Consider the following 22,907-nt stretch of genomic DNA (forward strand, 5'->3'; position numbering starts at 1 on the left):
AAAGCACTTTGTTAAGAGGATAAACGATTTAAAACCTTGGCTCTAAGGCAGAGTCTTCATAAGGCTAGAGAGCATTGTTTCCGCTTTTTCCAGCTCAGTGGGGCTCAATTTCGCTTTTAACTGCTTAGCCTCTGTGGCTGCCATGGGATTGCCTGATTTATTAGATAGTGTCATCCAAACGTAAGCTGAGACTAGGTCTACAGGGGTTTGATTACCATCCTCATAGAGATGCGCCAAGTTGTACTGGCCAGCGGCACTACCGGCCATTGCCGCCTTCTGAAACCAAAAGAAAGCCATCTGCTCAGCATTTTCTAGGGAAGAGCTCTTTTGATAACGTACCGCCAACTCGAGCATGGCCTGAACATTACCGCCATCAGCAGCCCGATTCAACCAAGTCCAACCCTTCTCAAGATTCTTATTGGTGCCGATGCCTTGCAAATACATTAAGGACAAATCGTACTGCGCCTGACTATCACCTGCGTTTGAGAGTTGCTCAAAAATCTGCAAGGCTTTTTGATATTCACCAGCCTCATATGCAGATCTGGCCTTACGATAATCTGAGCACCCAATGATCAAAAAGGCCAGCAAGAAAAAAAATGGCACCCTTAGAGCAGAGTGCCAATTTATCAATCGCATCAAAACAAGCCCTCAATTATTTTTTAGCGGCAGGCTGCTTATCTTTAGGTGGTGCCGGCTTCTTTTCTTCTAAGTCTTCGTCATCTTCTGGCTGTGCATCGGCAGGCTTTAGATTAAGAGCGGGAGTTGGAGGGTCCACACGATAGCTGGCACCCAAATCGCTACCAATCATTCTAGCGTAAGCACCAAAGTAGCGCCTACTTAAATCAGGATAGTAAGGGGGACTTGTTAGATATCCTTTGCTACGGATGCAAGCAGCATTATTCATCGAACCTTCACAACTGGCGATCGCAGAAAGTCTACCTACCTCAAACTGCTCACCCAAGACGAAGCTAAAAATGAGTAGCACTAAAGGCAGAATGAACCAGAGAAGGACTTTTTTTAGCAGTCGAACAATGCGTTCTAATTTTTCATTCATGCTATGTAATCTCCAATAAATTCAGTATTAATGCTGTTGCGTTTTCTTACTTCCAGACTTTTGAACTAAATCACTAGGTAATTTTCTCCAAGAAGCGATGGGCTCTTCATTATGCAGTTTTGCATAGACATCGACTATACGGGAATCGGCTGGGTTAGCATTTTCTTTCATAGCGTTATACATTTTAGCGCCATCGATCTTATTGCCTTGGCTGATAAATTCAATTGCAGCAGTGTAATAGTAATTGGTTGCCTTATCTTTACGAGGCTCACCTAAAATCCTTGAGCTATAGATATTTCCCATGTACTGGCAAGCATAGGGATTTTTTTCTTTAGCTGGGATTGCTAAAAACTTTTCAGCAAGTAAAAATTGCTGTTTTGCATAGCGTCGATATACGGTGGCAGTCAAAATAAAATCAGGATGAGTAATGAGCTCGGCTTGGGAGTCATAGTAGATGCCGCGCTGGAAGGCAATCAAACCGCGGTAGTAGCTTGCCTGTATATCTCCTGCCGCAGATAACTCATCTAACTTTTGCAGTATTCGCAGAGCCTCTTTGCTATAACGCAGAACCTCATCCTCAGGCTCAATACACTTTGGGTCTCGCACACAAGCAATCGCTGTAATTGTTTTATCAGATGCTTTCTTATAGCGTTTATAGAGCTTTTTAGCTTCAGATGTAGGACCTGCAAAGGGATTGCCGGCATTGATAGATCCGCCTTTAGAGACCTCACCTTGCGCATCTGCAGCTGGAGGGCGAGTATCGCTTGCAAAACTTAAATTACAAGACAGGGTAATGAGCAGAATTAGGCTAACCCTTGAGATAGTAAACAAGGCTTACCTCGCTGGCTTATTTGCTGGAGAGCTTTGCTTGGGCGGTATCTCCATCACGGGCGCTTTAGGAGCATTGTCCTTAGATAAGAATTGCGCTGGTGCGCGAAGATTAGCCGGAATGTCTTGAGCGCCCTTCTCAATGGTCTCAGGGAGCTTTTCTACAGGACGAACAATAGTCTTTTTTTCTTCCTGCTTAGGCTTTTTGTTCAGAAGCGTAATAGAGATGCGGCGATTCAAAGGATCATTCAGATCTTCCGGATTTAAAGGGACTGTATTAGCAAAACCAATCACCTGCACAACTAGCGCAGGGTCTAGGCCGCCAGCAATCAATTCTCGACGGGCTACGTTTGCTCGATCCGTGGATAACTCCCAATTGGTATAACCAGTCTCGCCATTGCCAAACTTAGCACCATCAGAGTGCCCTTCGATGCGGATCGGGCCTGGCGCCATCTGAATGGATTTACCGATGATGCGTAACAATCGACGTGCTGAGACGCTAGGTACAGTACCCCCACTACTAAAGAGCGGCTTGCCCTTCTCATCTACTACCTGAATTCGTAATCCTTCTGAAGTGATATCCATAAAGACCTGGCCTTTGGCATTCTTGAGCTCAGCGTCAGCCTCTATCTTTTTCTGAATATCCTCTTTAACTAATTCGTTTTTGGTTTTGTCTTTACGAGCATTCTCGACGTCAGTGACAGAGGAGTCGCTAATTCGGCGCTGCTCAGTATCGGCATCAGCTCGAGATTCCTCACCAACGGTTTTGGTGATGTTGTCACCGCCACCCTTAATAATGCGAGTCGCATCTCCAGAACCTTGTCCGCCAGACAGGGAAACGCGCAATGGATTTTGAAAGTATGCAGAAATACCAGCCAAGTCACCCGCTGTTGTAGATCCTAAGACCCACATCAACAAGAAGAAGGCCATCATGGCCGTTACGAAGTCTGCGTAAGCAATTTTCCAGGCGCCACCGTGATGTCCGTGACCACCTTTTTTAACGCGCTTAATGACAATAATTGGCGCGTCGCTCTTAGCCATAACGCTTATTTCCCTTTAACGGCTTTGGTACCCTCATCAAGCTCAGCAAACGTTGGACGTTGATAGCTAAAGAGAACTTTACGACCAAACTCGACTGCTGCTGCAGGAGGGAAATTACTTAAGCTAGCAATCAAAATAGCTTTGATCGCCATATAGGCGCGAGTATCAGATTCTGCGTTTTGCTCAAGTACTTTTGCCACTGGAGAAACAATCGCATAAGCAAGCAAAATACCCAAGAAGGTACCCACTAGCGCAGCACCGATCAACTTACCTAGTTCGGCTGGTGGTAAACCAATAGATCCCATGGTGTGAACCACACCCATAACCGCTGCAACAATACCGAATGCTGGCAAGCCGTCACCTACGTTAGTTACGGAGGCCACTGGGATATGGGTTTCTTGATGATGCACTTCGAGCTCTTGCTCCATCAAGCTCTCAATTTGAATAACGTCTAGAGAGCCGCCAAGCATCATGCGCAAATAGTCTGTGATGAAATCTACTAAATGATGGTCTTTTGTAATTAAAGGATACTTTTCAAATAAAGGGCTAGCTTCTGGTTCTTCAATATCGCCCTCTAAGGACATCAAACCATCACGCTTAATCTTCTGCAAAATCTCAAACATGAGACAAAGCAAATCTAAGTGCATCTGCTTAACATTGCTTTTAGATTTAAAAGCACCACCCAAAGCAGACAGCGTTTTTTTCAGATTGATCATGCTATTGGAGGCAATCATCGTGCCAACGGCAGCGCCTACGATGGTCAGAACCTCAGTTGGCTGCCACAAAACCATGATATGGCCGCCATGCAGAGCATAGCCTCCAAGGGCACAAGCTAGCGCAATAATCCAACCTATAGGAATATTCATACTTCGATCAACTCAGTTTTATAGTTTTGAAAACAAGTTACTAGACTGAAGCTTAGCAAACATCGCCTGAGCTGCGTTTAATAATGTCTGAGCTCTAGTATAAGCCGCAGTTGCCTCAGCCATGTCGGTATCGAGCAGGACTGACTGGGAGGAGGCCAATTCGACGCCAAAAGCACTCATGGCTGTCTTTGAAGCATCCACCTGGGCAGAGATACCTCCGCTGACCTGCTCCGCCATAGTCAGCTGGTCAAAAGCGGTTTTTAGCCCGGATTCGACCGTAGCAGCAGTCTGGGTAGTTAAAACCCCCCGGGATTTTTCGTCCAAATAGGTTACAAATTGATTAATACTGACATAAAGCTGTGATTGTTCTGGTGTAGCAAATGCTCCCCCGGCCCCAAAAGCGTCGGCAAATTTAACACCGGAATCTACCATGACATTTGGCTCAATCTGCACCTGGTTTACGGTATCAGAAAAAATGGCATTTCCGGTCGCATCTTTTGCAACCATTTGACTTTTAATCGTATCCCGAATTTGCTGAGCCTGAATTTTTAATGCCCCAAAATTCGATGTATTTAATGCGCCATTTTGTGATTGTGTAAATGTTTGCTTAAGACTGTTAAGCTCATCAATAATGCTGCCCATTTGAGCTTGAGCAACAGCATGAGATGAAGTTAAAAAATTTTGATTCGATTTGAACATCTGCAATCGACCAATATCGAAATCTAACCTCACACCTCTTGAGACTGCATATGCATTGTCCGATGCTTTGCTGTACTGCTTGCCAGAACTAATTTTTTTCTGCCAAGCAGTTGCATCCACTAAGCTGTTATCCATTGCCTGGGTGCCTGCATCTAAAACTTGATTTGAACTAATTCGTATACTCATTTTTTACTCCTTAGTTCATGATAGATAAAAGTGTGTTGAACATTTGGTTACCTGCCTGCAAAACTTTTGTAGAGGCGGTATAGAGTTGCTGATACTTCAATAAGTTAGCCGCTTCTTCATCTAAATTAACCCCAGAGATAGAGTCGCGTTGATCTTTCAAATTGGCCATCACTACAGTGTCGGCCTTCTGATTATTTTTCCAGGTAGCAACTTGAACACCTACATCATTCACAAAATTAGAAGCTCTAGAAGCAAAAACTGTACTCAATTGCTGCAAGGTATTGGCTTTAGATGACGTGATCAGTGGCGCCCCGCCATCAACAGCACCAGTAAAGTACTGCAAGAAATTACTTGGGGCTACTGAAACAAAATTAGATGCCTTTAATCCATTAGCAGTCATCAAATTTGCCGGGCTTGCCAAGTCGTTATAGAGCGACGTCATATCAGCATCAGATGCTATGCTACGAATGTTAGCCGTTCTATCACCGGTTGCTAAACTGGAGTATGTAGTAGAACCCACCTTAAATCCAAATATTGCCAAGTTCGTAGCAGATCCCGCAGCACTTTGTGCAGCTCCGTTGGCAACTTTCACTAATGCCAAAGCAATCGTGTCCAGTTGGCGCACGATGGCAGGCACAAACTCGTTAGATATTTTTAATAATGCTCCTGCTTGTCCACCGTCTAAACTTTGAACTGTAGTTTGAAAACCTTTATCTGGGCCGTTCTGCAAATTGAAAGTGAGGGCGACATGTTCAAGATCGGAGTTGATGGTGACTTTATTTGCAATTGCTCTCTCAACTAATGGCATTCCTGCTGCCAACTGAGTAGCAGTCTCATCAGAATTAATGAGGCTTTGTCCGCCAACTAATTTTTGTAGTTGAGACAGTAGGCGATCTCGCTCGTCGAGTAGATCAGCAGAAGGAGCGCTATTGCCTGGACTATTGGCCTCAATAATTCTTTGATTAATATCGGCTAAGGAAGGTAGTAAGGTATTGACCTGTGCAACGGTGTCAGTCAAGCCTTTTTGAGCATCGCTTTGTAGCTGAGTCGCCAAAGTACTCATGCCCGTCATTCGCTGGGCAACAGCATTTGCTGTTCCAGAGATGGCACCTGCCATCGCTTTATTGGTAGGATCTGCTGCGTAGGTACCAACAGCATTGAAGAAGTCATTTAAAGCCACGTTGAGGCCAGTTGCTTTATCGGCCACCAGTGAATCAACCGATTGGGTGTACTGCACCAAGGTGTCAGAATAACTAGATTTAGCCTGCTGATTGAGCAACTGGCCGTTTAATAGCGATGAATATTGACGTGTAAAGCCCTCAACCGCAAAACTTGACCCGTTTAGCATCAATGAATTAGGTGCCAACTTATCCATAATGGCATTGGCATTGCGCCTGGTATAGCCTTCAACAGATGTACCAGCTACGTTTTGTGATGTTGTTAATATGCCAGCTTGAGCAATATTCAAGCCTGCCATTGCTGATTCGGTTATAGAGTAGATACCCATCTTGCTTCCTTATTTAGCCGTACCCAGAAAACCATCTGGTCTTTGCAGAGATTTCAAGGTTTCAGCAGATACCGTAGCTTCTCTCGGCGTATTCAGTGGTTTAACGGCTATTTCTCCATTTCCGATTAGCTTTCCAGCATTCGCCTGCTGAATCAATTGCTCGGCCATTTTGGTGCCAAAACCCATCCCTTGACCTTTGGACAGCATATCGGCCATATGGTCATCCATGATCTCTAGATAGGACTTTGATGTGCTGCTTTGCTCTTCGGTACCGCGTAAATTGGTATTACGCACAGTACTTAACATTTGACGTATTAAAGTGCGCTCGAAACCTTGGGCAGCCTTTTTGAGCTTTTCCTCATTGCTTGATAAGGCTGGTGCTTGATTATTATTCGCAATAATCCTTGCACTACCTTGATCAATCGATGGGGTGATGGCGTTAAGAGCGCTCATCAAATAACCTCTAGCTCCGCTCTAAGAGCACCAGCTGATTTTAATGATTGCAGTATTGAAATCAGATCTTGTGGAGTTGCACCAAGCATATTAAGTGCTTTTACAACTTGATCCAATGAGGCACCCGGTGGTACCGAAATTAAGCTGTTTTCTTTTCCGCTATCACTAATGGTCGCAGTATCTTGAGTTGCTACTGCAGTCTGCCCACGGCTAAACGGCAAGGGCTGGCTAATTGTTGGGCTTTGCTGAACCTTGACGGTTAAATTGCCATGAGCAACAGCAGATGGTGATAATTGAACCGCTTGGTTCATAACCACGGAACCCGTTCTGGAATTGAGAATCACCCTTGCTGGTCCGCTCACCATTTGCACATCTAAATCTTGCAGCGCCGCCATAAATGCAGTCCGTCTTAATGGCTCAACAGGCACTCTTACATTGAGCGTTCTAGCATCAACTGGAAGGGCTGTACCCAATCCAAATCTCCTACCAATCGCTTCTGCTGTCTTTTGCATCAATGCAAAATCAGCCCGATGTAGGTCCAGCTGAACAAACTCATCGGCTAATAATGATGGAACTGCCTTTTCGATTAAGCCGCCCGAAGGAATGCGACCTGCATTTAAATGGTTTACAGAAGTTGCAGCGCCACCGGTAGCGGCTCTTGCACCACCAATAACAAGGTTTCCTTGGCCCTGGGCATAAACCTGACCATCTGCCGCTTTCAATGGCGTCATCACTAAAGTGCCGCCCTTTAAGCTAGTAGCATTCCCCAAAGATGAGACCGTAATATCAATTTGCTGACCAGGGCGAGCTAGAGCTGGAAAATCAGCGGTCACCATAACGGCTGCTGTATTACGTAACTGAGTTTGACCACCACCCTGAGGGATGGTCACACCTAGAACACCAATCATCTGCAATACGCTCTGCAAAGTAAATGGAGTTTGGGTGGTTTGGTCACCAGTACCATCTAAGCCAACTACTAAACCATAGCCCACTAATTGGTTTGAACGTTGACCAGCAATGTCTGCAAAATCCTTAATGCGATCAGCAAAGCAATGGCTCGAAAATATGCCAAGGCTTATCAACACTAGGAAGCCTTTTTTCAGAGGGGATGTAGAGTTTTTCATCATCAAATTAGAATGGCGCTAACTTCAACATCAGCCTGGTAAACCAGCCAGTGCCTTGGGTATCGTCTGTTGCGCCTCTGCCGCGATATTCAATCCGCGCATCGGCAACTTGCTGTGAAGATACTTGGTTAAAGACCAATGTATTGGGATTTACTACACCGCCAAAACGAATAATTTCTTCTTCGTTACTAACAGCAACTTGTTTTTCTCCTGCAACTACTAAGTTTCCGTTGGAGAGAATTTCAACAACAGTAACCGTGATCGTGCCTGCGAATGTATTACTTGCCGCACTTGCACCAGTGCCTTCGCTCTTCAAATCACCAGATCCTCCAAAGTTAGCTATATTTGCAATACTTGTATACGGGCCAAATGGAGTTGTTCCAGTATTACCAAACTGTGAGCTTGCATTTGCCTTACGCGCAGCTGACATCCCTGAATTTTTTGCTGCACTAGTTGTTTCATTCAGAAGGACTGTGAGCGTGTCACCAACATTACGAGCCCTACGATCTTCAAACAATGGTCGATGACTCACTGCATTTACATATGGGCCACCAGAATTTGCTGGATATAGACTGCCCATATTGGCAGAGGTTTCCTGAATTGGTCTTGGCCTCGCAGTTGAAGGCGTCGTCAATAAGGAGGGACGATCAGCACTAGCGCAACCACCCAAAATAATGGCGCTCAATGCTGCCACTGATAATGCGCGATAGTTATAAAAGAAATTCATTATTACTGACCCATATTACTTACGCGTTGCAAAATCTGATCAGAGGCTGTGACCGCTCTTGTATTGATTTCATATGCACGTTGCGCTGCAATCAAATTGACTAATTCTTCGGCAACGTTCACGTTAGATTGTTCGATGTAGTATTGGTTCGTTGTACCCATACCGTTTGATCCAGCTATATTGTTTTGCGCAGTTCCTGATGCAGGCGTTGGAATAAAATTACCCCCACCTAAAGCTTGCAAACCAGCTGGATTAATAAAGTTAGCCATAGTCAGCTGGCCGGCTTGAATTGCATTGGTATTGCCTTGCAATGTGTACTGAACTAAACCAGCCTGATTGATTGTGATTGAAGTGGCATTGGCTGGTATCACTCCACCACCCGCAACCACGTTACCCTGCATCGTCACAATCTGACCAGTCGCACTTTTACTAAACTGACCATTTCGGGTATAAGCCAATGTTCCATCCGCCAACTGAATCTGGAAGAAACCATTTCCTTGAATGGCCACATCCAATTGGTTACCCGTTTGAATTAATCCACCTTGAATATTATTTCGCTCTGTTGAGGTAACAGCAGCACCTGCACCAATTTGCAAGCCTGTTGGCAATAGATTTTGCGCATTCGATGCAGAGCCTGCAGATCGCAATGTGGTGTAGAGCAAATCCTGAAACATCGGCTGTACGCGTTTAAAAGCGGTTGTCGATGAGTTTGCTAAGTTATTCGTAATGACGTCTAGGTTGAACTGCTGAGAGTCCATACCTGTTTTTGCTATCCATAAAGAACGTAACATTGTTTATTTTCTCTTGTTATTTAATGTTGATTAAGCTCGTGAAAGTGATAGCAAAGTTGTTGCTGATCTTGCATTTTGGTCTGCATAAGTAATTGAACGACTATTCAAATCAAACATGCGGCTCTGATCAATCATTTGCACCATCGCCAAAGTTGGATTGTTATTACTCATTTCGAATGCGCCTTGCACAATCCTCACCAAAGGATCGGCTGCTGCTTGCTGGCCTGGTAAGTCAAATAAACCATCCGCTGCTCGAACTAAGTCATTGTTATTTGGATTAACCAGTTTTAGTTTTCCAGCCTGATTTAAGAACTGTGTTCCTGGTAACTGGGTGTATACAGCGCCATCTTCAGCGATTTGAACTGTCGCCCCAATCGGAATGGTGATCGTGCCACCAGCGCCAACTACTGGTATGTCTTTACCAATCATCAACATACCTGCTTCGTTGACCATGAACTTACCAGCGCGGGTATATGCCTCTTGCCCATCTGGTCGACGAACAGTAAACATACCATCACCCTTAATGGCTACATCTAAGGCATTTCCAGTTGTTTGTAATTGGCCTTGTGCAAAATTACTTCCCGGTGTTGTCTCTACAGAAAATACTCGCGTATCTGCACCGTTACCAGTAAAAGGTACGCCATCCCCTTTTAATGGCACGGCACGGAAGGCGCTAATTACCTCACGAAAACCTGGCGTTAATGAATTGGCCAAGTTATTAGAGGTCACAGCCAACTGCTGAGTAGCAGCTGTTGCGCCAGTCATCGAGGTATAAGCGTAGCGATTAATCATTTAGTTTTTTAGTTAAACGATTTCTTAACGGCCAATGTTGATAGCATCATCAATCAATGTAGCTGCCATCACTTTAGTTGCCTGTGACACAGCAGAATATTGACGTTGCAGCACCATCAATCTCACCAATTCTTCTGTGAGATCAACGTTAGATTGCTCAACGGCTTTAGAGCGAATTGCGCCCAAAGTACCATCGCCAGGAAAGCTTAACAATGGATCGCCTGAAGCAGAAGATGCTTCGTAGGTATTGTTTCCGTTTGGAATTAATCCCTCTAAGTTATTAAAGTAGGCCAAAATTAATTGGCCTTTAACAACAGAGCGGCCGTTATCGTACTGAGCCATTAATCTTCCGCTTGAATCGATATTGTATGAAGCTAATTGCGCTGTAGCAGAACCATCCTGCCTATTTGCATAGGTTTGTCCAGCAGAAGAATAAGCAGTACTACCGTTTGCCTCGATGGTTAACTGAACACCACCACCATTTAGCGTTTGACCATAATTGGAGCCCTCACCTCGTGCCGCGTCAATCTTAAATCTTGTTGCAAATTGCGGCGCTCCAAATGAATCTTTTGATATGGAATCAATATTTTTGCCGGCAATGAAGCCCATCACTCCTAATGCTTGTTGCTCTGCAATGGGTGAGCCCTCAATTAAAACACTTGCATCATTTAGGCCACCAGTAATTGGATTCAAAACACTGGTAAGACTTGTTACGTCTGATTTACCAACCGTACTTGTAAAAACTACAGTATTTGTTGACTGCGGTCCAGTTGACCACTCAGCCGCAGCGCCGGATGTGAATACCCCACCAGTAGATGCGCCAGTTAGAGAGTTATTTGTATTGACTGTTGCATAAGCTTGTCCAGCAGTAATATTTGCAAACGCCGCCGCTACTTGAGCTGCGGTTGCACCAGACGTTCCAGCAGTAAATGTAAGGCCAGCTATCGTAATCGATTGCTCAGCATTTAATGTATTAAATGCCATTGTTGCTGTAGAAGTTACACCCTGAGTTCTTGAATAAGTAGCGTCAGTCACTCGATCTCCAGTACTCTGCAAATCTCCCACAACGGTATAAGGTGTGGCACTTGTGAAGGCTACAGTAGCTGTAGAGCGTGGACCGCTCGACCATCCTGCAACAGTACCCGAAGTGAATGATCCTACAGTTGCAGCATTTGTCGTTAAGGAGTTATTTGTATTTACAGTTGCAGCGCTTTGTCCTGGAGTAATATTTGCGAATGCAGCTGCAAGTTCATTAGCAGTTGCACCTGCTGATCCAGCTGTAAAAGTAAGGCCCGCCATAATAAAAGTCTTACCAGTCGCTAAGGCAGGGAATACAACTGAAGTCAACTCTGTTACTGCAGCTGCACCTGCGGTTCTTGATGGTGGCGTTGGAGGTGTAATACTTGCATTGGGCGTTACTGGATTTCCATCAATCGTAGAAAACACTTCGAAACGATCCACGTTAACCGTATATTGCGCCTTGATAGTGCTAGTGCCTGCGACCGTTTGAGTCAGAGTGAGGTTAGTTCCGTCTCTGAGGCGAAGGTTATACACAGTACCTACAGTGTTTGCAGTACCACTCATTGGTGTAAGCGTAGCTTCATATATGGACTCAGTACTTGCAGCGCCAGTTCCTAATGCTACAGCGGTTGTTGCAATTTTATTAAACTGCTCTCCAGGTGGCCTGTTGAATGAATCGACTGCTGCAATGCTTGGGTCAATAGTTTGCGTAGGACTAAAATTAAATGTACTTCCCGCAGCCGTTCCTACAGCATCAGCACTAATCGTCAATAACTGCGAACTCACTTTTTTGTAGAAAACTGATAGGGTATGCGCAAACCCTCCATCGTCATAAACTGTTTGTGACGTTGCTTGATTGTAGGTTGTTGGATCGGTTGGGGAAAATATATTTCCTGTTTTTGAATCCACCCTATCGTCTAAATTTAACTCCAATGTTGAATTTCTAGTCGGCTGCTGAGCTAGGGGTGTGCGATCTAGAACTAATACTGATTTAGTACTAGAGATAATAGTTCCCGCGGAGTCAGCTGGGTATCCAACCAAGAACATACCGTTCTCATTGACGATCCGATTTTTATTGTCTGCAGCAAACTGGCCATTACGAGTAAATTGGAATTTCGTTGGATTTTCTGTTGGCACTGTTCCATCAACTGTTTTTGCCAACATAAACATGCCAGGGCCAGTGATCGCCATGTCCAAAGGATTTTGGGTATTCACTACCGTACCATAGCTACCAGTTCGACGGATAGCCATGCGATATGCACCCATACCAGCGCGATCAACAGATTGTGGATCTTGGGCTTTAAAGAACTGGTCTGAGAAAACATATTCTCCAGACTTATATCCAATAGTCTGAGCATTGGAGATGTTGTTACTGGTAACGTCAATTGCTTCGGAGGCTGACTTTAATCCTGATAATCCGATTCCGTATCCCATTTTGTTTCCTTTGTCTAACTTTGTTCTGTTGGTTAATAACTATTAAATTTCAATATCTACTTAGCTGATCCACTGCTGTACTTCGGAAGAATTAATTGTTCTTCCATCTAATAAATTAAGAATGGCATCGCCATTAGCGCCTTTAGAGACAGACGCAACTGCAGATGCAACATAAGCCGTTGGATTTTCGCTAGCATCTGCCGCATTCGTTCCGCTTAAGCTCAAGTAGTACATGCCAGCTGGCACGGTATTGCCGCTAGCATCTTTTCCATTCCAAATGAAATTACTCATGCCAGCATTCACATTGCCCAAGTCCACGCTATTGACCGTATTACCGCTAGCGTCTGTAATAGTTGCAATCACTGATTTCAATGGATTCGCAGCATTAGCCCCAAGCATCACTTGATTAGTCCCATCAAATGCAATGCCATTACCTGCAACAACTGGGCTATGGCCAATCAATGCAGCTTGATTCATAAAGTTAACGCTTTGCATCTGAGAAAGCATGGATGTCATTGAGGTGTTCATATTGGCCATACTGCTCACCATATTGAGCTGCGACATTTGCGCTGTCATTGTCGATGCATCCATTGGAGCCATTGGATCCTGATTCTGAATCTGCGCAATCAATAGCTTGAGGAAGTTCTGAGTTTGCTCAGCAGCCGTTCCACCAGCGGTAGATGATGCTTCCGCTGGCTTATTCGCTGTTGTTGGATCGTAAGTCCGGATACCGCTTAATGGATTTGTGATTGCCATAATGTCCTCTTATGCTCTACGCATGCTCTCTATTAATTACTTACCTAAATCTAATGTCTTTAGCATCAGCTGCCGAGACACATTCATTGCCTCGACGTTCATTTGATATGAACGCGAAGCAGAAATCATGTTCACCATCTCTTCTACTGGATTAACGTTTGGCATCTCCACATAGCCTGCGGCATTTGCCTTTGGGTGGCCTGGGCGGTATTCCATTCGTAACGGGGCATCGCTTTCCAATATCTTGCTAACCTCAACACCCGATCCTGGTTGCCCTGGTTTATAGACAGCACTAAATTCCACCTGACGAGCACGATATGGGCGACCATCAGGGCCGGACACGCTCTCTACGTTGGCAATATTGGAGGCAGTTGTATTCAAGCGCATTGCTTGGGCAGTCATGCCAGTTGAGCCGATATTAAATGCGCCTAATAAACTCATGAGGGCTGACCTGTAATAGCAGACATGCGTGAACGAATCGTGCCACCCAACATAGTCAGAGCTGACTCTGTGTATACCGAGTTCTTCGTGAATTCAGTGAGCTCAACATCAGCATCTACCGTATTACCATCCATTGATGGTTGGTTCGGAATGCGATATAGCAAACGGGGATCTTCTTGCGGAACCTTCCCTGGGATATGGGCTGAATGGGTGGTTGCTAAATTAACCGCATTAGAAGGGGCGATACCCTCTAGCTGGGCCTTCAGTACATCAGCAAAGCGAATATCCCGCGCCTTAAAGCCCGGGGTATCTGAATTTGCCAAGTTGTTACCCAGCACTTGTTGACGGAAAGTACGCAGCTTGAGTGCGTTTTCGCCAAAAGTAAGTGGATCGTACTGCGGCACTGCGTTCATTTAATCTCCTCCCTATTCGGGGACGATGAAACCTGAGGGGAAAGTCCTCACGTATGAATATGCAAAGTCCGTGCCAAAGTTACCTTTTCAGAAAGATATAAGTAGTAGCTACGCTGAGTAGGTTTGCAATGTATAGGCAGCGAAAACTAAAAATACCCCAGAAATAGCAAAAAAGCCCTATTTCTAGGACTTTTTAAACTTAGGTGGCAAATTTTGCCGTTTTTAAAGGTTAGCCTGCAAAGATTCGGGCAAAACCTGCCAATCGGGGCTATTACTGCTGTTTGCTTAGTTACCCTTGGTCTCTTTGATTAAACGATCGCCTTTGGGCTGCAAAGGTCGGGCATTCATCGGATAAATGCGATCAAAGTTCTGTACCTGCTCTTCACTAACAAAGATCGGCGTTTTCATGACAAACCACAAGACATTTTCAGTGCATGGAGGGGTTTCTAAGGAGCCCATGTAGGTGAAAAAACTCTTATCTGCTGGCAACATCTGATTTATATCGATCGTCACCCCAGGCATCTCCGTTTTACCCTTGGTAAGGGGCACATTGTTCCAAAGAGTTTGAATGAGGGCGTTACCCTTTACTTCGTCGCTTCCCCACCAGTATTTCTTAGGGCTTACCGGTGGTTTTGTGGTCATTAAAACAGCAACTACCGCTAAGTTGCCGTCATGGTGTTGGTGTACTAAATGCGCCACCATATCAGTGCGCTCCCCATTAATCGCTTCTTCGCTAGGCTTATGGAAATGGAATTGAACTAGGCGGTACTGACGGCCATCAACCATCAAATTACTACCTTCACCATAATTGACCATTACAGTGTGGCCGTTATCAACAATCGATAAGGGGGAAGGTCTGTAGAGGAACTCTAAGGGAGATAGCTCTGCCTTTACTGCCCGATCCACATTGATATTAATGGGGGACTGCGTTTTTCCTTTTGAGCAAGCCAAGTTATCTTTACTCAGATTACCCCAGTCTTCGGGGCCACCAGGGCCTTCAATATAAGACCATTGCACGGCATGCACCTCTTTTTCAACAGGTTTTGCCGCTGCTTTTGTAGCCTTAGGCTTATCTGCTACCTTTGCTTCAATTGGCGCAGCGCCGGCAGGTAAATCACCAGTACGAATCACAATATCGCCAGAGCCTTTGCTGATCTTCTCAAACAAAGCCTTGCTCATTTGGTCATCACTAGAAGTGGCTGGTGCAGCTACCTTTGCCTTTGGCGCGTCGGCTGCTGCTTTTACAGGGGCGGGAGTAGTGTTTGAGTCGCTAGATAGTGCATTGCCTGCAATCAACATGCCCAGCAAAAAGCCGACCGAGACTACAGATCGAGGGGTGCAATTAATAGTTTTCATGTGATCTCTAACGGCTCTTGTTGAAATAGTGTTTATATTGCCATATAAATCAATGCTTAAGCCAATTGACTATACAAATTTAAGACTTATTGAGCAGCCTTCTTCTTGGGTGCAGCCTTTTTTGCAGGAGTAACAACTGGGGCTGGGCTCGGGTCCATGATGCTTCCGCCCGGCAACACATCAATAACCGGCGAACGGCTGCGAGAAAACATCCACTCACACTTCATGAGTCCGGCGATATCCTTCTTACTCTCCAATGGGGTGGACTGTTTTAGCGCCACCTCCAAGGCCTCGTCTGTGGGTGGTGGTGTCAAGTCGTTGCTAGTAGCCCACTTTAAAAAGCGCTGATACCAACCCTGCTTTGGCATTCTGCCTGGGTCTGCATAAAAATTAGAGCTACAGATTTGTAAGCGACGTTCAATTTCGCTGGCAGCCATGTAATAACCATCAATCAAGATATTCGCTACATTCCCGTTGCACCTCGCCCAAGCAGCTAGCTCGATCTTAGAGCCTGTAGTACTAGGACCTGCTGGCTTTTCAGCAATTAAAGAATTGATTTCGCAAACCATTCTTTGTCCACGGATTTGCAATTTCTTACAAATCTCTTGGCCATTTTCGGCATACGGATTATTGGATGAGGAAGCTGGAAATGGATACTTCAGTTCACATTCTTCAGGGCCAGTTGGCGCTTGATCAAGAGAACTTTGATTTAATTTATTTTTCTGTTCAGCCGTAAGCCCCTCTTCTACCGAACCAATTAGCGGCACCTCAGAATTGGCCTGAGCTTGTACTAAAGAACTAACGCTAAAAGCAGATACAAATAAGCTGATAGCGAGAATATAAGGAAGGGATTTATTTTGCATAAGGAGTTTCTATGCCTTGGCGAATAAGTTGCATCGGGTTTTCAAGGGATCGCTCCAAAACAATTTGTAAATCAGGAAGTATCATAAATATAACGAGGAATGCTAAGGGAATGCTAACAGCAAAACCAACGGAGAACAAATTCATCTGCGGGCTTGTTCTTCCTAAAAATGCTTGGGTTAAATTAAACATCATATAGACTAAGAGGACGGGCATTGACAAGATGAGTCCCAGGCGAAATGATGCCGACACTAAATCTACCAAGCCTTTTGAAGACCAAGCGCTAGGCCATACGCCTACTGGTATCGTTTGAAAGCTTTGCAAAACAATATCGATCAATACCAAATGAATGTTTAGTGCAAACGCCAAGGCGATCACAATCAAACCTAAAAATTGTCCGACCAAACCAGAATCTAATGCAGGGTCTCGAAAATAGGTTGAGGCAAAACTAAATCCTGCCTGAAATGACAGTACTTCTGCAGCCACATCGATCACCATAAAGCCAACACGAATCGCAAAGCCAATAAATGCGCCAATAGCAAGCTCAATCACTGATACAAAAAAAGTCAGACTGCCAGGATTAGGAATTTGACCACCAGCGACCAAGGGCATCATATAGAACGCAAATGCTAATGCAATCAGTACACGAAATTGCATTGGTAATGTTCTAAACGCAAACATGGGGGTCGTTAAGAACAATCCAAAAACTCTGAGAGAAGTAAACATGAAGATTGCCATGTACTGCTCAATCTGAAGACCGGTGATAGTCAACATAACTTAGTTCACCAAACCTGGTATGCGCGCAAAGAGCTCTTTCATGTAATCTGTAAACAGAGCGAGAGTGACTGGACCAATCAGCAGGATCACCACCCCAAAAACAATCAGCTTGGGCACAAAAGCGACGGTTGATTCATTCACGGAAGTGGCAGCTTGCAAAATGCCGATGATCAAGCCAACAACTAACAGTGCCATTAATATGGGGCCTGCCAAAACAGCTGCCATTCGCAGAGCCTGATACACCAAATCGATGATGACTCCGCTCTCCATAGCGATTAATTAATATAGCTTTGCACTAATGATGTCGACAGAAGAGCCCAGCCATCAGCCAAAGCAAAGACAATCAGCTTTAGAGGTAAAGAAAACATCATGGGCGAGACCATCACCATACCAAGTGAAGTCAAAATACTCGCCACTGCAAAGTCAATCACTAAAAATGGTAAGTAAATGACAAAGCCAATTAAGAATCCTGTTTTGATTTCTGAGATAGCAAATGCTGGAATGAGAACCGTGAAAGGCACATCCTCGCGAGCGCTAATTTCTTTGCCATACATCTTGGCAAAAAGATTTAAATCGTCTCTTCGCGTTTGCTTGAGCATAAATTCTTTTAAGGGTTTTGCCCCCACCTCAACTGCCTGTGGAAAGCCCATTTTTCCAGATGCATAGGGCTGATAAGCGTTTTGATAGATAGACTCAAATACAGGGTTCATGATGAAGATGGTCAAGAAGAAAGAAAGACCAATCAACACAATATTTGGGGGCATCGTTGTGAGGCCTAAAGCCTGACGCAGCAAAGAAAACACAATCAATATCCGAGTGAAGCTTGTCATCAACACCAAAGCAGCTGGCAAAAAACTCAAAGCCGTAAGAGCAATGATCGTTTCGACAGGAACTGCATAAGTTGTTCCACCGCCAACCTGCTTAGCTGTTACTAAAGGCAGTGTTTGACTCCAAGCAAGTAAAGGAAATAGTCCGATCAGGGCTGTAATTCCAATCGACCACCAGAATACTTTGCGCTTCAACCTAGTTTCCTTTTCACAAACTGCCGCAAGTTATTAGCAAAGTCTACGCTTGGGGTTTGAGGCTTTAAATTTGCCACATCCTCGGGCTCTAATTCAGCGATGAGGGTAATTTGAGTAGGTGTGTGCCCTACTACCAAAATGCGATTCAATACATTGAGTACCAGAACGCGTTCTCTGGGGCCAAGAGCTTGTTGGGCCAAGATCATGACATGTGGGTTACTTGCGCGTATTGCCGAATCACGCTTAACAAGATAAGCCACTACCCAAATCAGTGCTGCAGCAAGAGCGAGCCAGATAAATGAAAAGAGCAACATACCTCCAACCGAGGAGCCCATATCAAATTAGCGATTAATTTTGCGGAGTCGCTCAGCTGGTGTCACGATATCGGTCAATCGAATACCATAACGATCATTCACGATTACCACTTCACCTTGAGCTACTAGACAACCATTCACTACAACCTCTAAGGGCTCGCCGGCTAAAATATCTAACTCAATTACTGAGCCATAAGTCAAGTTGAGCAAATTACGAATTTGCATTTTGGCGCGGCCAAGTTCTACAGTCACCTGAACCGGAACATCCATCACCAAATCAATCTCATTGAACTCGGCACCTGCTTTGGCACCGTCTTCCAAATTATTAAAGGTGGCTTTACGCAATGAGCCGGATACGTCAGTGCTGGTAAGCGATTTCGCTAAATCGTTGTCATTTTCAGCCATTGTGATCCTCTTATTCTTCGCCTTCTTTATCCGTTAGGGGGCATCTGCTGGCACTAAGCCATCTGCTATGGTACTAATTGTATCTCCAGCAGCCATCGGCGCTGGGATTTCTGGGTGGCTTTTCGCATCCTCAGGTAATTGCTCATAAAGTTCGCCTTTTTCTGCGCTACGCATCATGCTAGGGCCCAAACGAGCGCTTTCTAAGGGGCTCTTCAAAAACTCGGCTGGATGTTGAATAGTGCCTACTTTTACTGAATAGCGGCCATCTTTGGTTCCATATTGCCCCTTGATCACTGGCAGTCCATCTACATAGACTGTGACCGGATCACTAATTTCGATAGGGATGATATCGCCGACCGACAAAGAGGCTACCTCCCTGAGGAGCATTTGTTTACGAGCAAGGACTGCTACAGCTGTCACTGGTGCCTCATGCACTTGATCGTTTAAGAGATCTGTCCAATGCTGATCTGGCTCTGTCGCAAAGCCCTGCATATTGTTATACAAAATACTTTTGACTGGCTCTAGCACCCAAAACGGAATACATAAGTCGATATCACCTGGGCGGCCATTAATCTCAATGGTGAACTTTGAGTGCAATACCATCTCACCAGGAGAGGTAATTTTTGCAAAACCAAAATTAGTTTCTTGGCGCATGAAATCAAACTTGATCTCATAGACTGACTTCCATGCCTTTTCATACTCATTTAAAAAGGCGTCTACCAAGCGGCGAATAATACGTAATTCTGTGGCGGTATATTCACGTAAATTTAAGCGCGGAGCTAAGCGTCCTTCGCCGCCAAACATATTGTCAATTGCTATGTAGACCACTCCTGGATCCACAATCCAACAACCTACTCCCCTAAGAGGACGTATGCCCACAATATTAATATTAGTTCGCTCAGGAAATTCATCGACAAACTTTTGATAGCTCTTCACAACCGGAAGATGCATTTGCACCTCAATCGGTGCGCGGATCATGTTAAAGAGAGTTAAGCGAACTGCACGACTAAAGCGCTCATGAATCAACTCCAAAGTCGGCATGCGGCGCCGAGCAATAATCTTCGATTTATCAAACATTGTCCGCTGATCTTCAGCGTCAATATTCATCTCGACATTGATTTCCTCTGCCGCCATGATTTCCTAAATGGACTTTCTAAAGTGGTTGATTACTGCATCACAAAAGAACTAAACAACACTGCCTGGACCGGCAAATCCATTTCAGTTACATTCCAAAACTCTGCAGCTGCTCTAGCTGCTTCACCGGTAATTTTTTGTCCAGATGAAGTCTCTTTTGGAACAGCGCCAATACGCTCAAGGTTTTGCATATCCGCAGTACTAGGTTGCTGTTGCAACACATAAATAGCAGTCAATTGAGGGGCAATAATGGAGTTAATGACCAAGGCAATTTCACGAGCTATCATCACTTTGCCTTCAACTGTGGCCAACTCCTGCATTTGACGTGAAGACAGTACAGTAATGATTTTGTCACGGATGACTGGCATGAAGTTTTTAATTTTGCCTTCGGTAGAAGAGTCATTTGTTCTTAGAACAATCTTAGTTTGCAAATAGTGCTCGCCACCACGGCCAGGCAAATTCACAATCATTTCATCTAGCGGTATATAGATTGGAGGGGCATTTTCTTTGCGCTCCATCAATTGTTTTTTGAGGATATTTTCTGGACGCTTAGCTTCTGCTTCTTGACGTTGACGTTCCGCAGCTGAATGCTGCATATAAAAATATCCGCCAACAGCGCCGGCTACGACAACAACTAGGCCAATGATAATAAAAAGCTTACCTTTACCTTTTGGCTTAGGAGCTTGGTCTGAAGATTCTTGTCCACCTGCAGGAGCAGCGACAGCCGCCTGGGGGTCAGCAGCATTTGGATCTAAGGTGGGTTCAACGCGCTCTTCATCAGCCATTACTATTCCTCTTTACTTAATAATATCAAGCATACAGGTGAACTGTACTGCTATCACCCCTATTATCACCTGAACCAATAGAATTGATTGAGGCTGATGCTCTCAGATTCTGGGGGCTTGAAGTAATACCGCTGTAGCCAGGCTGGCGTCCACTGTAAGAGGCTTGATCACGCATTTGCTGGGACTGATCACCCTGCCTTAAATCCAAGGATAAATTAAGGCCCATTTGGGCAAATTCATTCTTCAGGTTTTGCCCGCCTTGATCCAAGCGAGACTTAGTAGCATCGCTAGCACCCTCAACAATTAAGTGAGCCTGTCCGGCGGCATTAATACGCAAATCTATCCGGATAGTCCCCTGCTCGGGAGGAGTTAACTCCAACATAATCCGACCACCACCAGATTTAGCAGCGCTCATGACTTCAGCATGAAGTGGGCCAGATGCGAGAGATACTTCGGAAGCCTTCAGCTCCATTTTTTGGGTAGCAGTACTAGATTGGTTGTCTAGTCTTACAAGACCGCTATTTGTGGCTGTTAACGCATTGAAGTCCAGCTTATCTTTAGAGTTCTGGGCACTGAACTGATCGACTTGAGCAGACTTAGCCGCCTCACTTTGATCTTTCGCTAAAAGCAGTGCAGCGTCATCAGCCATTGAACCAGGTTTGCTTACAAGCTTTTTGTCACCAACGGCATTCAAAGTCAAAGCACTATCTAAAGACTTACCTTTAGATAGCTTGTCAGCAGCAGTGGTCATGACCTGCGCTGACTTGCCTTCAGTCAGGTTTTGAATCGTACTTGCTTTTGAAGGATCAACCGCTCCAGCCTGAAGGGTGGCATCGCTTTGTACGCCAATTAACTTAATGCCAGCAGTTTCTGCACTACCCTGATTAATCAAACTGGTTAATTGCGTCTGGATTTCAGGTGGCAATGTGATGCCTTTTTCCCGAGCCAAAGCTTGAATAGCGCTAGCAATTTGCGCTGGGGTTTGACCTGAAGCTGGATTTTGAGAATTCTGAGCAGCGCCACCTTGCAAAGCTTGCAATAAGGCGGCGATCTGGCTTTGCATCATGGCATCTGGGCTCTGACCACTTGCTTTCATTGCCTTGGTCAATGCCTGGCTAATTAATGCAGCCTGCTTAGAATCAAGCTGCTGCCCCATCAAAGCCATCAAATCTTGGGGGGCACCAGCCCCTTGTGTATTCAGACTCGCCATTAATGCTTGAATATTCATTGAGCTATTAACAGCCCCATTGACTGAACCATTCGCAGTGCCGCCAAGTACTGGTTGATTAATAGCACTAGAAGTTTGAAGTGCAGTGTTTTGCGCCAATAAACCTTGGGCAGCTAACTGAGCCATTAAAAGCTGCATTGGATCGGAACTTTTTGCAGTGTCTTCAGTAGTCTTATTAGAAATCGGCAAATTTTGCCCTCTCAATGCTACGGGCAAGGCATTTTGGGCGCCAAATCGTTCTGAATCGCTACTCGCATTGAGGCGAGCTGCTCGGGTTTGATCAAGGGCGGCTAAAAAAGCCTCGAAGCCACCGGGCATAGCAGAGCTGCCTGGCGTAGAGCCAGGCTTCGCCATAGCGTTATTAACGCTATTAGCAGCTGCTTGCATCCGAATTTGACTTACTGTTGGCATAGCCTCTCCAAAAGGAACAGTTCTTACTATGCATCTTTCGTGCCAGAGTTGATATTCAGTCTGGCGGCATAACTATCCTCAAACTGATTCATTTCTGCCTTATCCTTCTTTTTTCGGGCTTCCAGCCGCTTTTTATCCACTAATTTCGTCAATCCGCGAGTACGCATTCGAGCCTGTGTAGCAGTCATTAAGGTCTCTTCAGAGGCTCTTGAGAGCCCCTGAATTTGGCCATCCATCTCCAGAGAGCTCTGAATCAGCTTCTCTCGAAAGGCATTGGCATCTTGAATAAAAGAAACTGGCATGCTCTCCTTAGAGGCCCCTAGCATTTGAATTTCATAATCTTTAGCGTACTCAAGTACTTGATTTTTAAAGGCTTTTGTTTGATTGACTTGCCCAGCTGCTCTTTTGGCGCGGGCCATTGCCTGATCCTCGCGGATTTTGGCTAAGCGGAGTAAGAGTTCAATGGCAGACATTTGTTATTG

General features: G+C 45.0%; 27 protein-coding genes. All 27 read right to left on the bottom strand.

Annotated elements, in window-relative coordinates:
- Positions 1-42: 42 nt before the first annotated feature.
- The 27 genes from ICN31_RS05140 to ICN31_RS05270 all read right to left on the bottom strand — a co-directional run bounded on the left by ICN31_RS05140 (position 43) and on the right by ICN31_RS05270 (position 22,898).
- A complete protein-coding gene (locus ICN31_RS05140) occupies positions 43-636 on the bottom strand; it encodes a tetratricopeptide repeat protein (protein ID WP_216259228.1) in 594 nt (197 codons plus the stop codon).
- A gap of 16 nt (positions 637-652) precedes the next feature.
- Positions 653-1,054 carry a hypothetical protein gene (locus ICN31_RS05145; RefSeq protein WP_216259229.1) on the bottom strand — a complete coding sequence of 134 codons (402 nt, stop codon included), beginning with the start codon at positions 1,052-1,054 and terminating at the stop codon, positions 653-655.
- 27 nt (positions 1,055-1,081) lie between these two features.
- Entirely contained in the window at positions 1,082-1,885 is an 804-nt protein-coding gene (locus ICN31_RS05150) for a hypothetical protein (RefSeq protein WP_216259231.1), read from the bottom strand.
- A 3-nt stretch (positions 1,886-1,888) separates the two neighbouring features.
- On the bottom strand, positions 1,889-2,923 hold the full coding sequence (gene motB / locus ICN31_RS05155) for a flagellar motor protein MotB (protein WP_216259233.1): 1,035 nt from the start codon (positions 2,921-2,923) through the stop codon (positions 1,889-1,891).
- Positions 2,924-2,928: 5 nt separating this feature from the next.
- Positions 2,929-3,789 (bottom strand): flagellar motor stator protein MotA, encoded by an 861-nt coding sequence (motA, locus tag ICN31_RS05160; protein WP_216259234.1) that lies wholly within the window; start codon positions 3,787-3,789, stop codon positions 2,929-2,931.
- A gap of 18 nt (positions 3,790-3,807) precedes the next feature.
- Positions 3,808-4,674, bottom strand: a complete 867-nt coding sequence (locus ICN31_RS05165; RefSeq protein WP_216259236.1) for a flagellin — start codon at positions 4,672-4,674, stop codon at positions 3,808-3,810.
- A 10-nt stretch (positions 4,675-4,684) separates the two neighbouring features.
- Complete coding sequence (gene flgK, locus ICN31_RS05170) at positions 4,685-6,181, bottom strand: flagellar hook-associated protein FlgK (RefSeq protein ID WP_216259239.1); 1,497 nt, start codon at positions 6,179-6,181, stop codon at positions 4,685-4,687.
- A 9-nt stretch (positions 6,182-6,190) separates the two neighbouring features.
- Complete coding sequence (locus tag ICN31_RS05175; RefSeq protein WP_216259241.1) at positions 6,191-6,634, bottom strand: hypothetical protein; 444 nt, start codon at positions 6,632-6,634, stop codon at positions 6,191-6,193.
- Positions 6,634-7,758, bottom strand: coding sequence for a flagellar basal body P-ring protein FlgI (locus tag ICN31_RS05180; RefSeq protein ID WP_216260791.1), 1,125 nt, complete (start codon positions 7,756-7,758; stop codon positions 6,634-6,636). The genes ICN31_RS05175 and ICN31_RS05180 overlap by 1 nt, the downstream gene beginning before the upstream one ends.
- Before the next feature lie 7 nt (positions 7,759-7,765).
- Positions 7,766-8,485: a flagellar basal body L-ring protein FlgH gene (locus ICN31_RS05185; RefSeq protein ID WP_216259243.1), complete on the bottom strand. Its 720-nt coding sequence runs from the start codon at positions 8,483-8,485 to the stop codon at positions 7,766-7,768.
- Between the two features lie 2 nt (positions 8,486-8,487).
- A complete protein-coding gene (gene flgG, locus ICN31_RS05190; protein WP_215334541.1) occupies positions 8,488-9,276 on the bottom strand; it encodes a flagellar basal-body rod protein FlgG in 789 nt (262 codons plus the stop codon).
- Between the two features lie 30 nt (positions 9,277-9,306).
- Positions 9,307-10,068 carry a flagellar basal body rod protein FlgF gene (locus ICN31_RS05195; protein ID WP_216259254.1) on the bottom strand — a complete coding sequence of 254 codons (762 nt, stop codon included), beginning with the start codon at positions 10,066-10,068 and terminating at the stop codon, positions 9,307-9,309.
- Between the two features lie 24 nt (positions 10,069-10,092).
- A complete protein-coding gene (locus ICN31_RS05200) occupies positions 10,093-12,522 on the bottom strand; it encodes a flagellar hook-basal body complex protein (protein ID WP_216259256.1) in 2,430 nt (809 codons plus the stop codon).
- Between the two features lie 60 nt (positions 12,523-12,582).
- Positions 12,583-13,278 (bottom strand): flagellar hook assembly protein FlgD, encoded by a 696-nt coding sequence (locus ICN31_RS05205; RefSeq protein ID WP_216259257.1) that lies wholly within the window; start codon positions 13,276-13,278, stop codon positions 12,583-12,585.
- 36 nt (positions 13,279-13,314) lie between these two features.
- Positions 13,315-13,719 (bottom strand): flagellar basal body rod protein FlgC, encoded by a 405-nt coding sequence (gene flgC, locus ICN31_RS05210; protein ID WP_216259258.1) that lies wholly within the window; start codon positions 13,717-13,719, stop codon positions 13,315-13,317.
- Positions 13,716-14,132 carry a flagellar basal body rod protein FlgB gene (gene flgB / locus ICN31_RS05215; RefSeq protein ID WP_216259260.1) on the bottom strand — a complete coding sequence of 139 codons (417 nt, stop codon included), beginning with the start codon at positions 14,130-14,132 and terminating at the stop codon, positions 13,716-13,718. The genes flgC and flgB overlap by 4 nt, the downstream gene beginning before the upstream one ends.
- A gap of 285 nt (positions 14,133-14,417) precedes the next feature.
- Positions 14,418-15,488 (bottom strand): carbonic anhydrase, encoded by a 1,071-nt coding sequence (locus ICN31_RS05220; protein WP_216259262.1) that lies wholly within the window; start codon positions 15,486-15,488, stop codon positions 14,418-14,420.
- Positions 15,489-15,574: 86 nt separating this feature from the next.
- Entirely contained in the window at positions 15,575-16,351 is a 777-nt protein-coding gene (locus ICN31_RS05225) for a hypothetical protein (RefSeq protein WP_216259264.1), read from the bottom strand.
- Positions 16,341-17,123, bottom strand: a complete 783-nt coding sequence (locus tag ICN31_RS05230) for a flagellar biosynthetic protein FliR (RefSeq protein WP_216259266.1) — start codon at positions 17,121-17,123, stop codon at positions 16,341-16,343. Before ICN31_RS05230 ends, ICN31_RS05225 begins: the two co-directional genes overlap by 11 nt.
- Before the next feature lie 3 nt (positions 17,124-17,126).
- Positions 17,127-17,396, bottom strand: coding sequence for a flagellar biosynthetic protein FliQ (locus ICN31_RS05235; protein WP_216259268.1), 270 nt, complete (start codon positions 17,394-17,396; stop codon positions 17,127-17,129).
- Between the two features lie 5 nt (positions 17,397-17,401).
- The gene (gene fliP, locus ICN31_RS05240) at positions 17,402-18,148 is read right to left on the bottom strand and encodes a flagellar type III secretion system pore protein FliP (RefSeq protein WP_216861396.1); all 747 of its coding nucleotides are present in this window, start codon (positions 18,146-18,148) and stop codon (positions 17,402-17,404) included.
- The gene (fliO, locus tag ICN31_RS05245) at positions 18,145-18,462 is read right to left on the bottom strand and encodes a flagellar biosynthetic protein FliO (RefSeq protein WP_216259271.1); all 318 of its coding nucleotides are present in this window, start codon (positions 18,460-18,462) and stop codon (positions 18,145-18,147) included. Before fliO ends, fliP begins: the two co-directional genes overlap by 4 nt.
- Before the next feature lie 27 nt (positions 18,463-18,489).
- Positions 18,490-18,867 carry a flagellar motor switch protein FliN gene (gene fliN, locus ICN31_RS05250; protein ID WP_216259273.1) on the bottom strand — a complete coding sequence of 126 codons (378 nt, stop codon included), beginning with the start codon at positions 18,865-18,867 and terminating at the stop codon, positions 18,490-18,492.
- A gap of 33 nt (positions 18,868-18,900) precedes the next feature.
- Positions 18,901-20,001: a flagellar motor switch protein FliM gene (gene fliM, locus ICN31_RS05255; RefSeq protein ID WP_216259275.1), complete on the bottom strand. Its 1,101-nt coding sequence runs from the start codon at positions 19,999-20,001 to the stop codon at positions 18,901-18,903.
- Positions 20,002-20,033: 32 nt separating this feature from the next.
- Positions 20,034-20,786, bottom strand: coding sequence for a flagellar basal body-associated protein FliL (fliL, locus tag ICN31_RS05260; protein ID WP_216259276.1), 753 nt, complete (start codon positions 20,784-20,786; stop codon positions 20,034-20,036).
- Positions 20,787-20,811: 25 nt separating this feature from the next.
- Positions 20,812-22,425: a flagellar hook-length control protein FliK gene (locus ICN31_RS05265; protein WP_216259278.1), complete on the bottom strand. Its 1,614-nt coding sequence runs from the start codon at positions 22,423-22,425 to the stop codon at positions 20,812-20,814.
- Positions 22,426-22,451: 26 nt separating this feature from the next.
- Entirely contained in the window at positions 22,452-22,898 is a 447-nt protein-coding gene (locus ICN31_RS05270; RefSeq protein ID WP_216259280.1) for a flagellar export protein FliJ, read from the bottom strand.
- Between the last annotated feature and the right edge of the window lie 9 nt (positions 22,899-22,907).

Origin of the sequence: Polynucleobacter sp. UB-Piko-W3, assembly GCF_018881635.1 — a bacterium.
Classification (GTDB): Bacteria; Pseudomonadota; Gammaproteobacteria; order Burkholderiales; family Burkholderiaceae; genus Polynucleobacter.

What these genes read in the sequence shown, in the direction of transcription:
- ICN31_RS05195 (WP_216259254.1), bottom strand. Translation starts at nt 10,068, where the DNA reads ATGATTAATCGCTACGCTTATACCTCGATGACTGGCGCAACAGCTGCT.
- fliN (WP_216259273.1), bottom strand. Translation starts at nt 18,867, where the DNA reads ATGGCTGAAAATGACAACGATTTAGCGAAATCGCTTACCAGCACTGAC.
- ICN31_RS05200 (WP_216259256.1), bottom strand. Translation starts at nt 12,522, where the DNA reads ATGGGATACGGAATCGGATTATCAGGATTAAAGTCAGCCTCCGAAGCA.
- ICN31_RS05205 (WP_216259257.1), bottom strand. Translation starts at nt 13,278, where the DNA reads ATGGCAATCACAAATCCATTAAGCGGTATCCGGACTTACGATCCAACA.
- flgC (WP_216259258.1), bottom strand. Translation starts at nt 13,719, where the DNA reads ATGAGTTTATTAGGCGCATTTAATATCGGCTCAACTGGCATGACTGCC.
- fliL (WP_216259276.1), bottom strand. Translation starts at nt 20,786, where the DNA reads ATGGCTGATGAAGAGCGCGTTGAACCCACCTTAGATCCAAATGCTGCT.
- ICN31_RS05165 (WP_216259236.1), bottom strand. Translation starts at nt 4,674, where the DNA reads ATGAGTATACGAATTAGTTCAAATCAAGTTTTAGATGCAGGCACCCAG.
- motB (WP_216259233.1), bottom strand. Translation starts at nt 2,923, where the DNA reads ATGGCTAAGAGCGACGCGCCAATTATTGTCATTAAGCGCGTTAAAAAA.
- ICN31_RS05265 (WP_216259278.1), bottom strand. Translation starts at nt 22,425, where the DNA reads ATGCCAACAGTAAGTCAAATTCGGATGCAAGCAGCTGCTAATAGCGTT.
- ICN31_RS05220 (WP_216259262.1), bottom strand. Translation starts at nt 15,488, where the DNA reads ATGAAAACTATTAATTGCACCCCTCGATCTGTAGTCTCGGTCGGCTTT.
- flgK (WP_216259239.1), bottom strand. Translation starts at nt 6,181, where the DNA reads ATGGGTATCTACTCTATAACCGAATCAGCAATGGCAGGCTTGAATATT.
- ICN31_RS05175 (WP_216259241.1), bottom strand. Translation starts at nt 6,634, where the DNA reads ATGAGCGCTCTTAACGCCATCACCCCATCGATTGATCAAGGTAGTGCA.
- motA (WP_216259234.1), bottom strand. Translation starts at nt 3,789, where the DNA reads ATGAATATTCCTATAGGTTGGATTATTGCGCTAGCTTGTGCCCTTGGA.
- ICN31_RS05225 (WP_216259264.1), bottom strand. Translation starts at nt 16,351, where the DNA reads ATGCAAAATAAATCCCTTCCTTATATTCTCGCTATCAGCTTATTTGTA.
- ICN31_RS05140 (WP_216259228.1), bottom strand. Translation starts at nt 636, where the DNA reads ATGCGATTGATAAATTGGCACTCTGCTCTAAGGGTGCCATTTTTTTTC.
- ICN31_RS05270 (WP_216259280.1), bottom strand. Translation starts at nt 22,898, where the DNA reads ATGTCTGCCATTGAACTCTTACTCCGCTTAGCCAAAATCCGCGAGGAT.
- fliO (WP_216259271.1), bottom strand. Translation starts at nt 18,462, where the DNA reads ATGTTGCTCTTTTCATTTATCTGGCTCGCTCTTGCTGCAGCACTGATT.
- ICN31_RS05185 (WP_216259243.1), bottom strand. Translation starts at nt 8,485, where the DNA reads ATGAATTTCTTTTATAACTATCGCGCATTATCAGTGGCAGCATTGAGC.
- flgB (WP_216259260.1), bottom strand. Translation starts at nt 14,132, where the DNA reads ATGAACGCAGTGCCGCAGTACGATCCACTTACTTTTGGCGAAAACGCA.
- ICN31_RS05145 (WP_216259229.1), bottom strand. Translation starts at nt 1,054, where the DNA reads ATGAATGAAAAATTAGAACGCATTGTTCGACTGCTAAAAAAAGTCCTT.
- ICN31_RS05230 (WP_216259266.1), bottom strand. Translation starts at nt 17,123, where the DNA reads ATGTTGACTATCACCGGTCTTCAGATTGAGCAGTACATGGCAATCTTC.
- fliM (WP_216259275.1), bottom strand. Translation starts at nt 20,001, where the DNA reads ATGGCGGCAGAGGAAATCAATGTCGAGATGAATATTGACGCTGAAGAT.
- ICN31_RS05235 (WP_216259268.1), bottom strand. Translation starts at nt 17,396, where the DNA reads ATGGAGAGCGGAGTCATCATCGATTTGGTGTATCAGGCTCTGCGAATG.
- flgG (WP_215334541.1), bottom strand. Translation starts at nt 9,276, where the DNA reads ATGTTACGTTCTTTATGGATAGCAAAAACAGGTATGGACTCTCAGCAG.
- ICN31_RS05180 (WP_216260791.1), bottom strand. Translation starts at nt 7,758, where the DNA reads ATGAAAAACTCTACATCCCCTCTGAAAAAAGGCTTCCTAGTGTTGATA.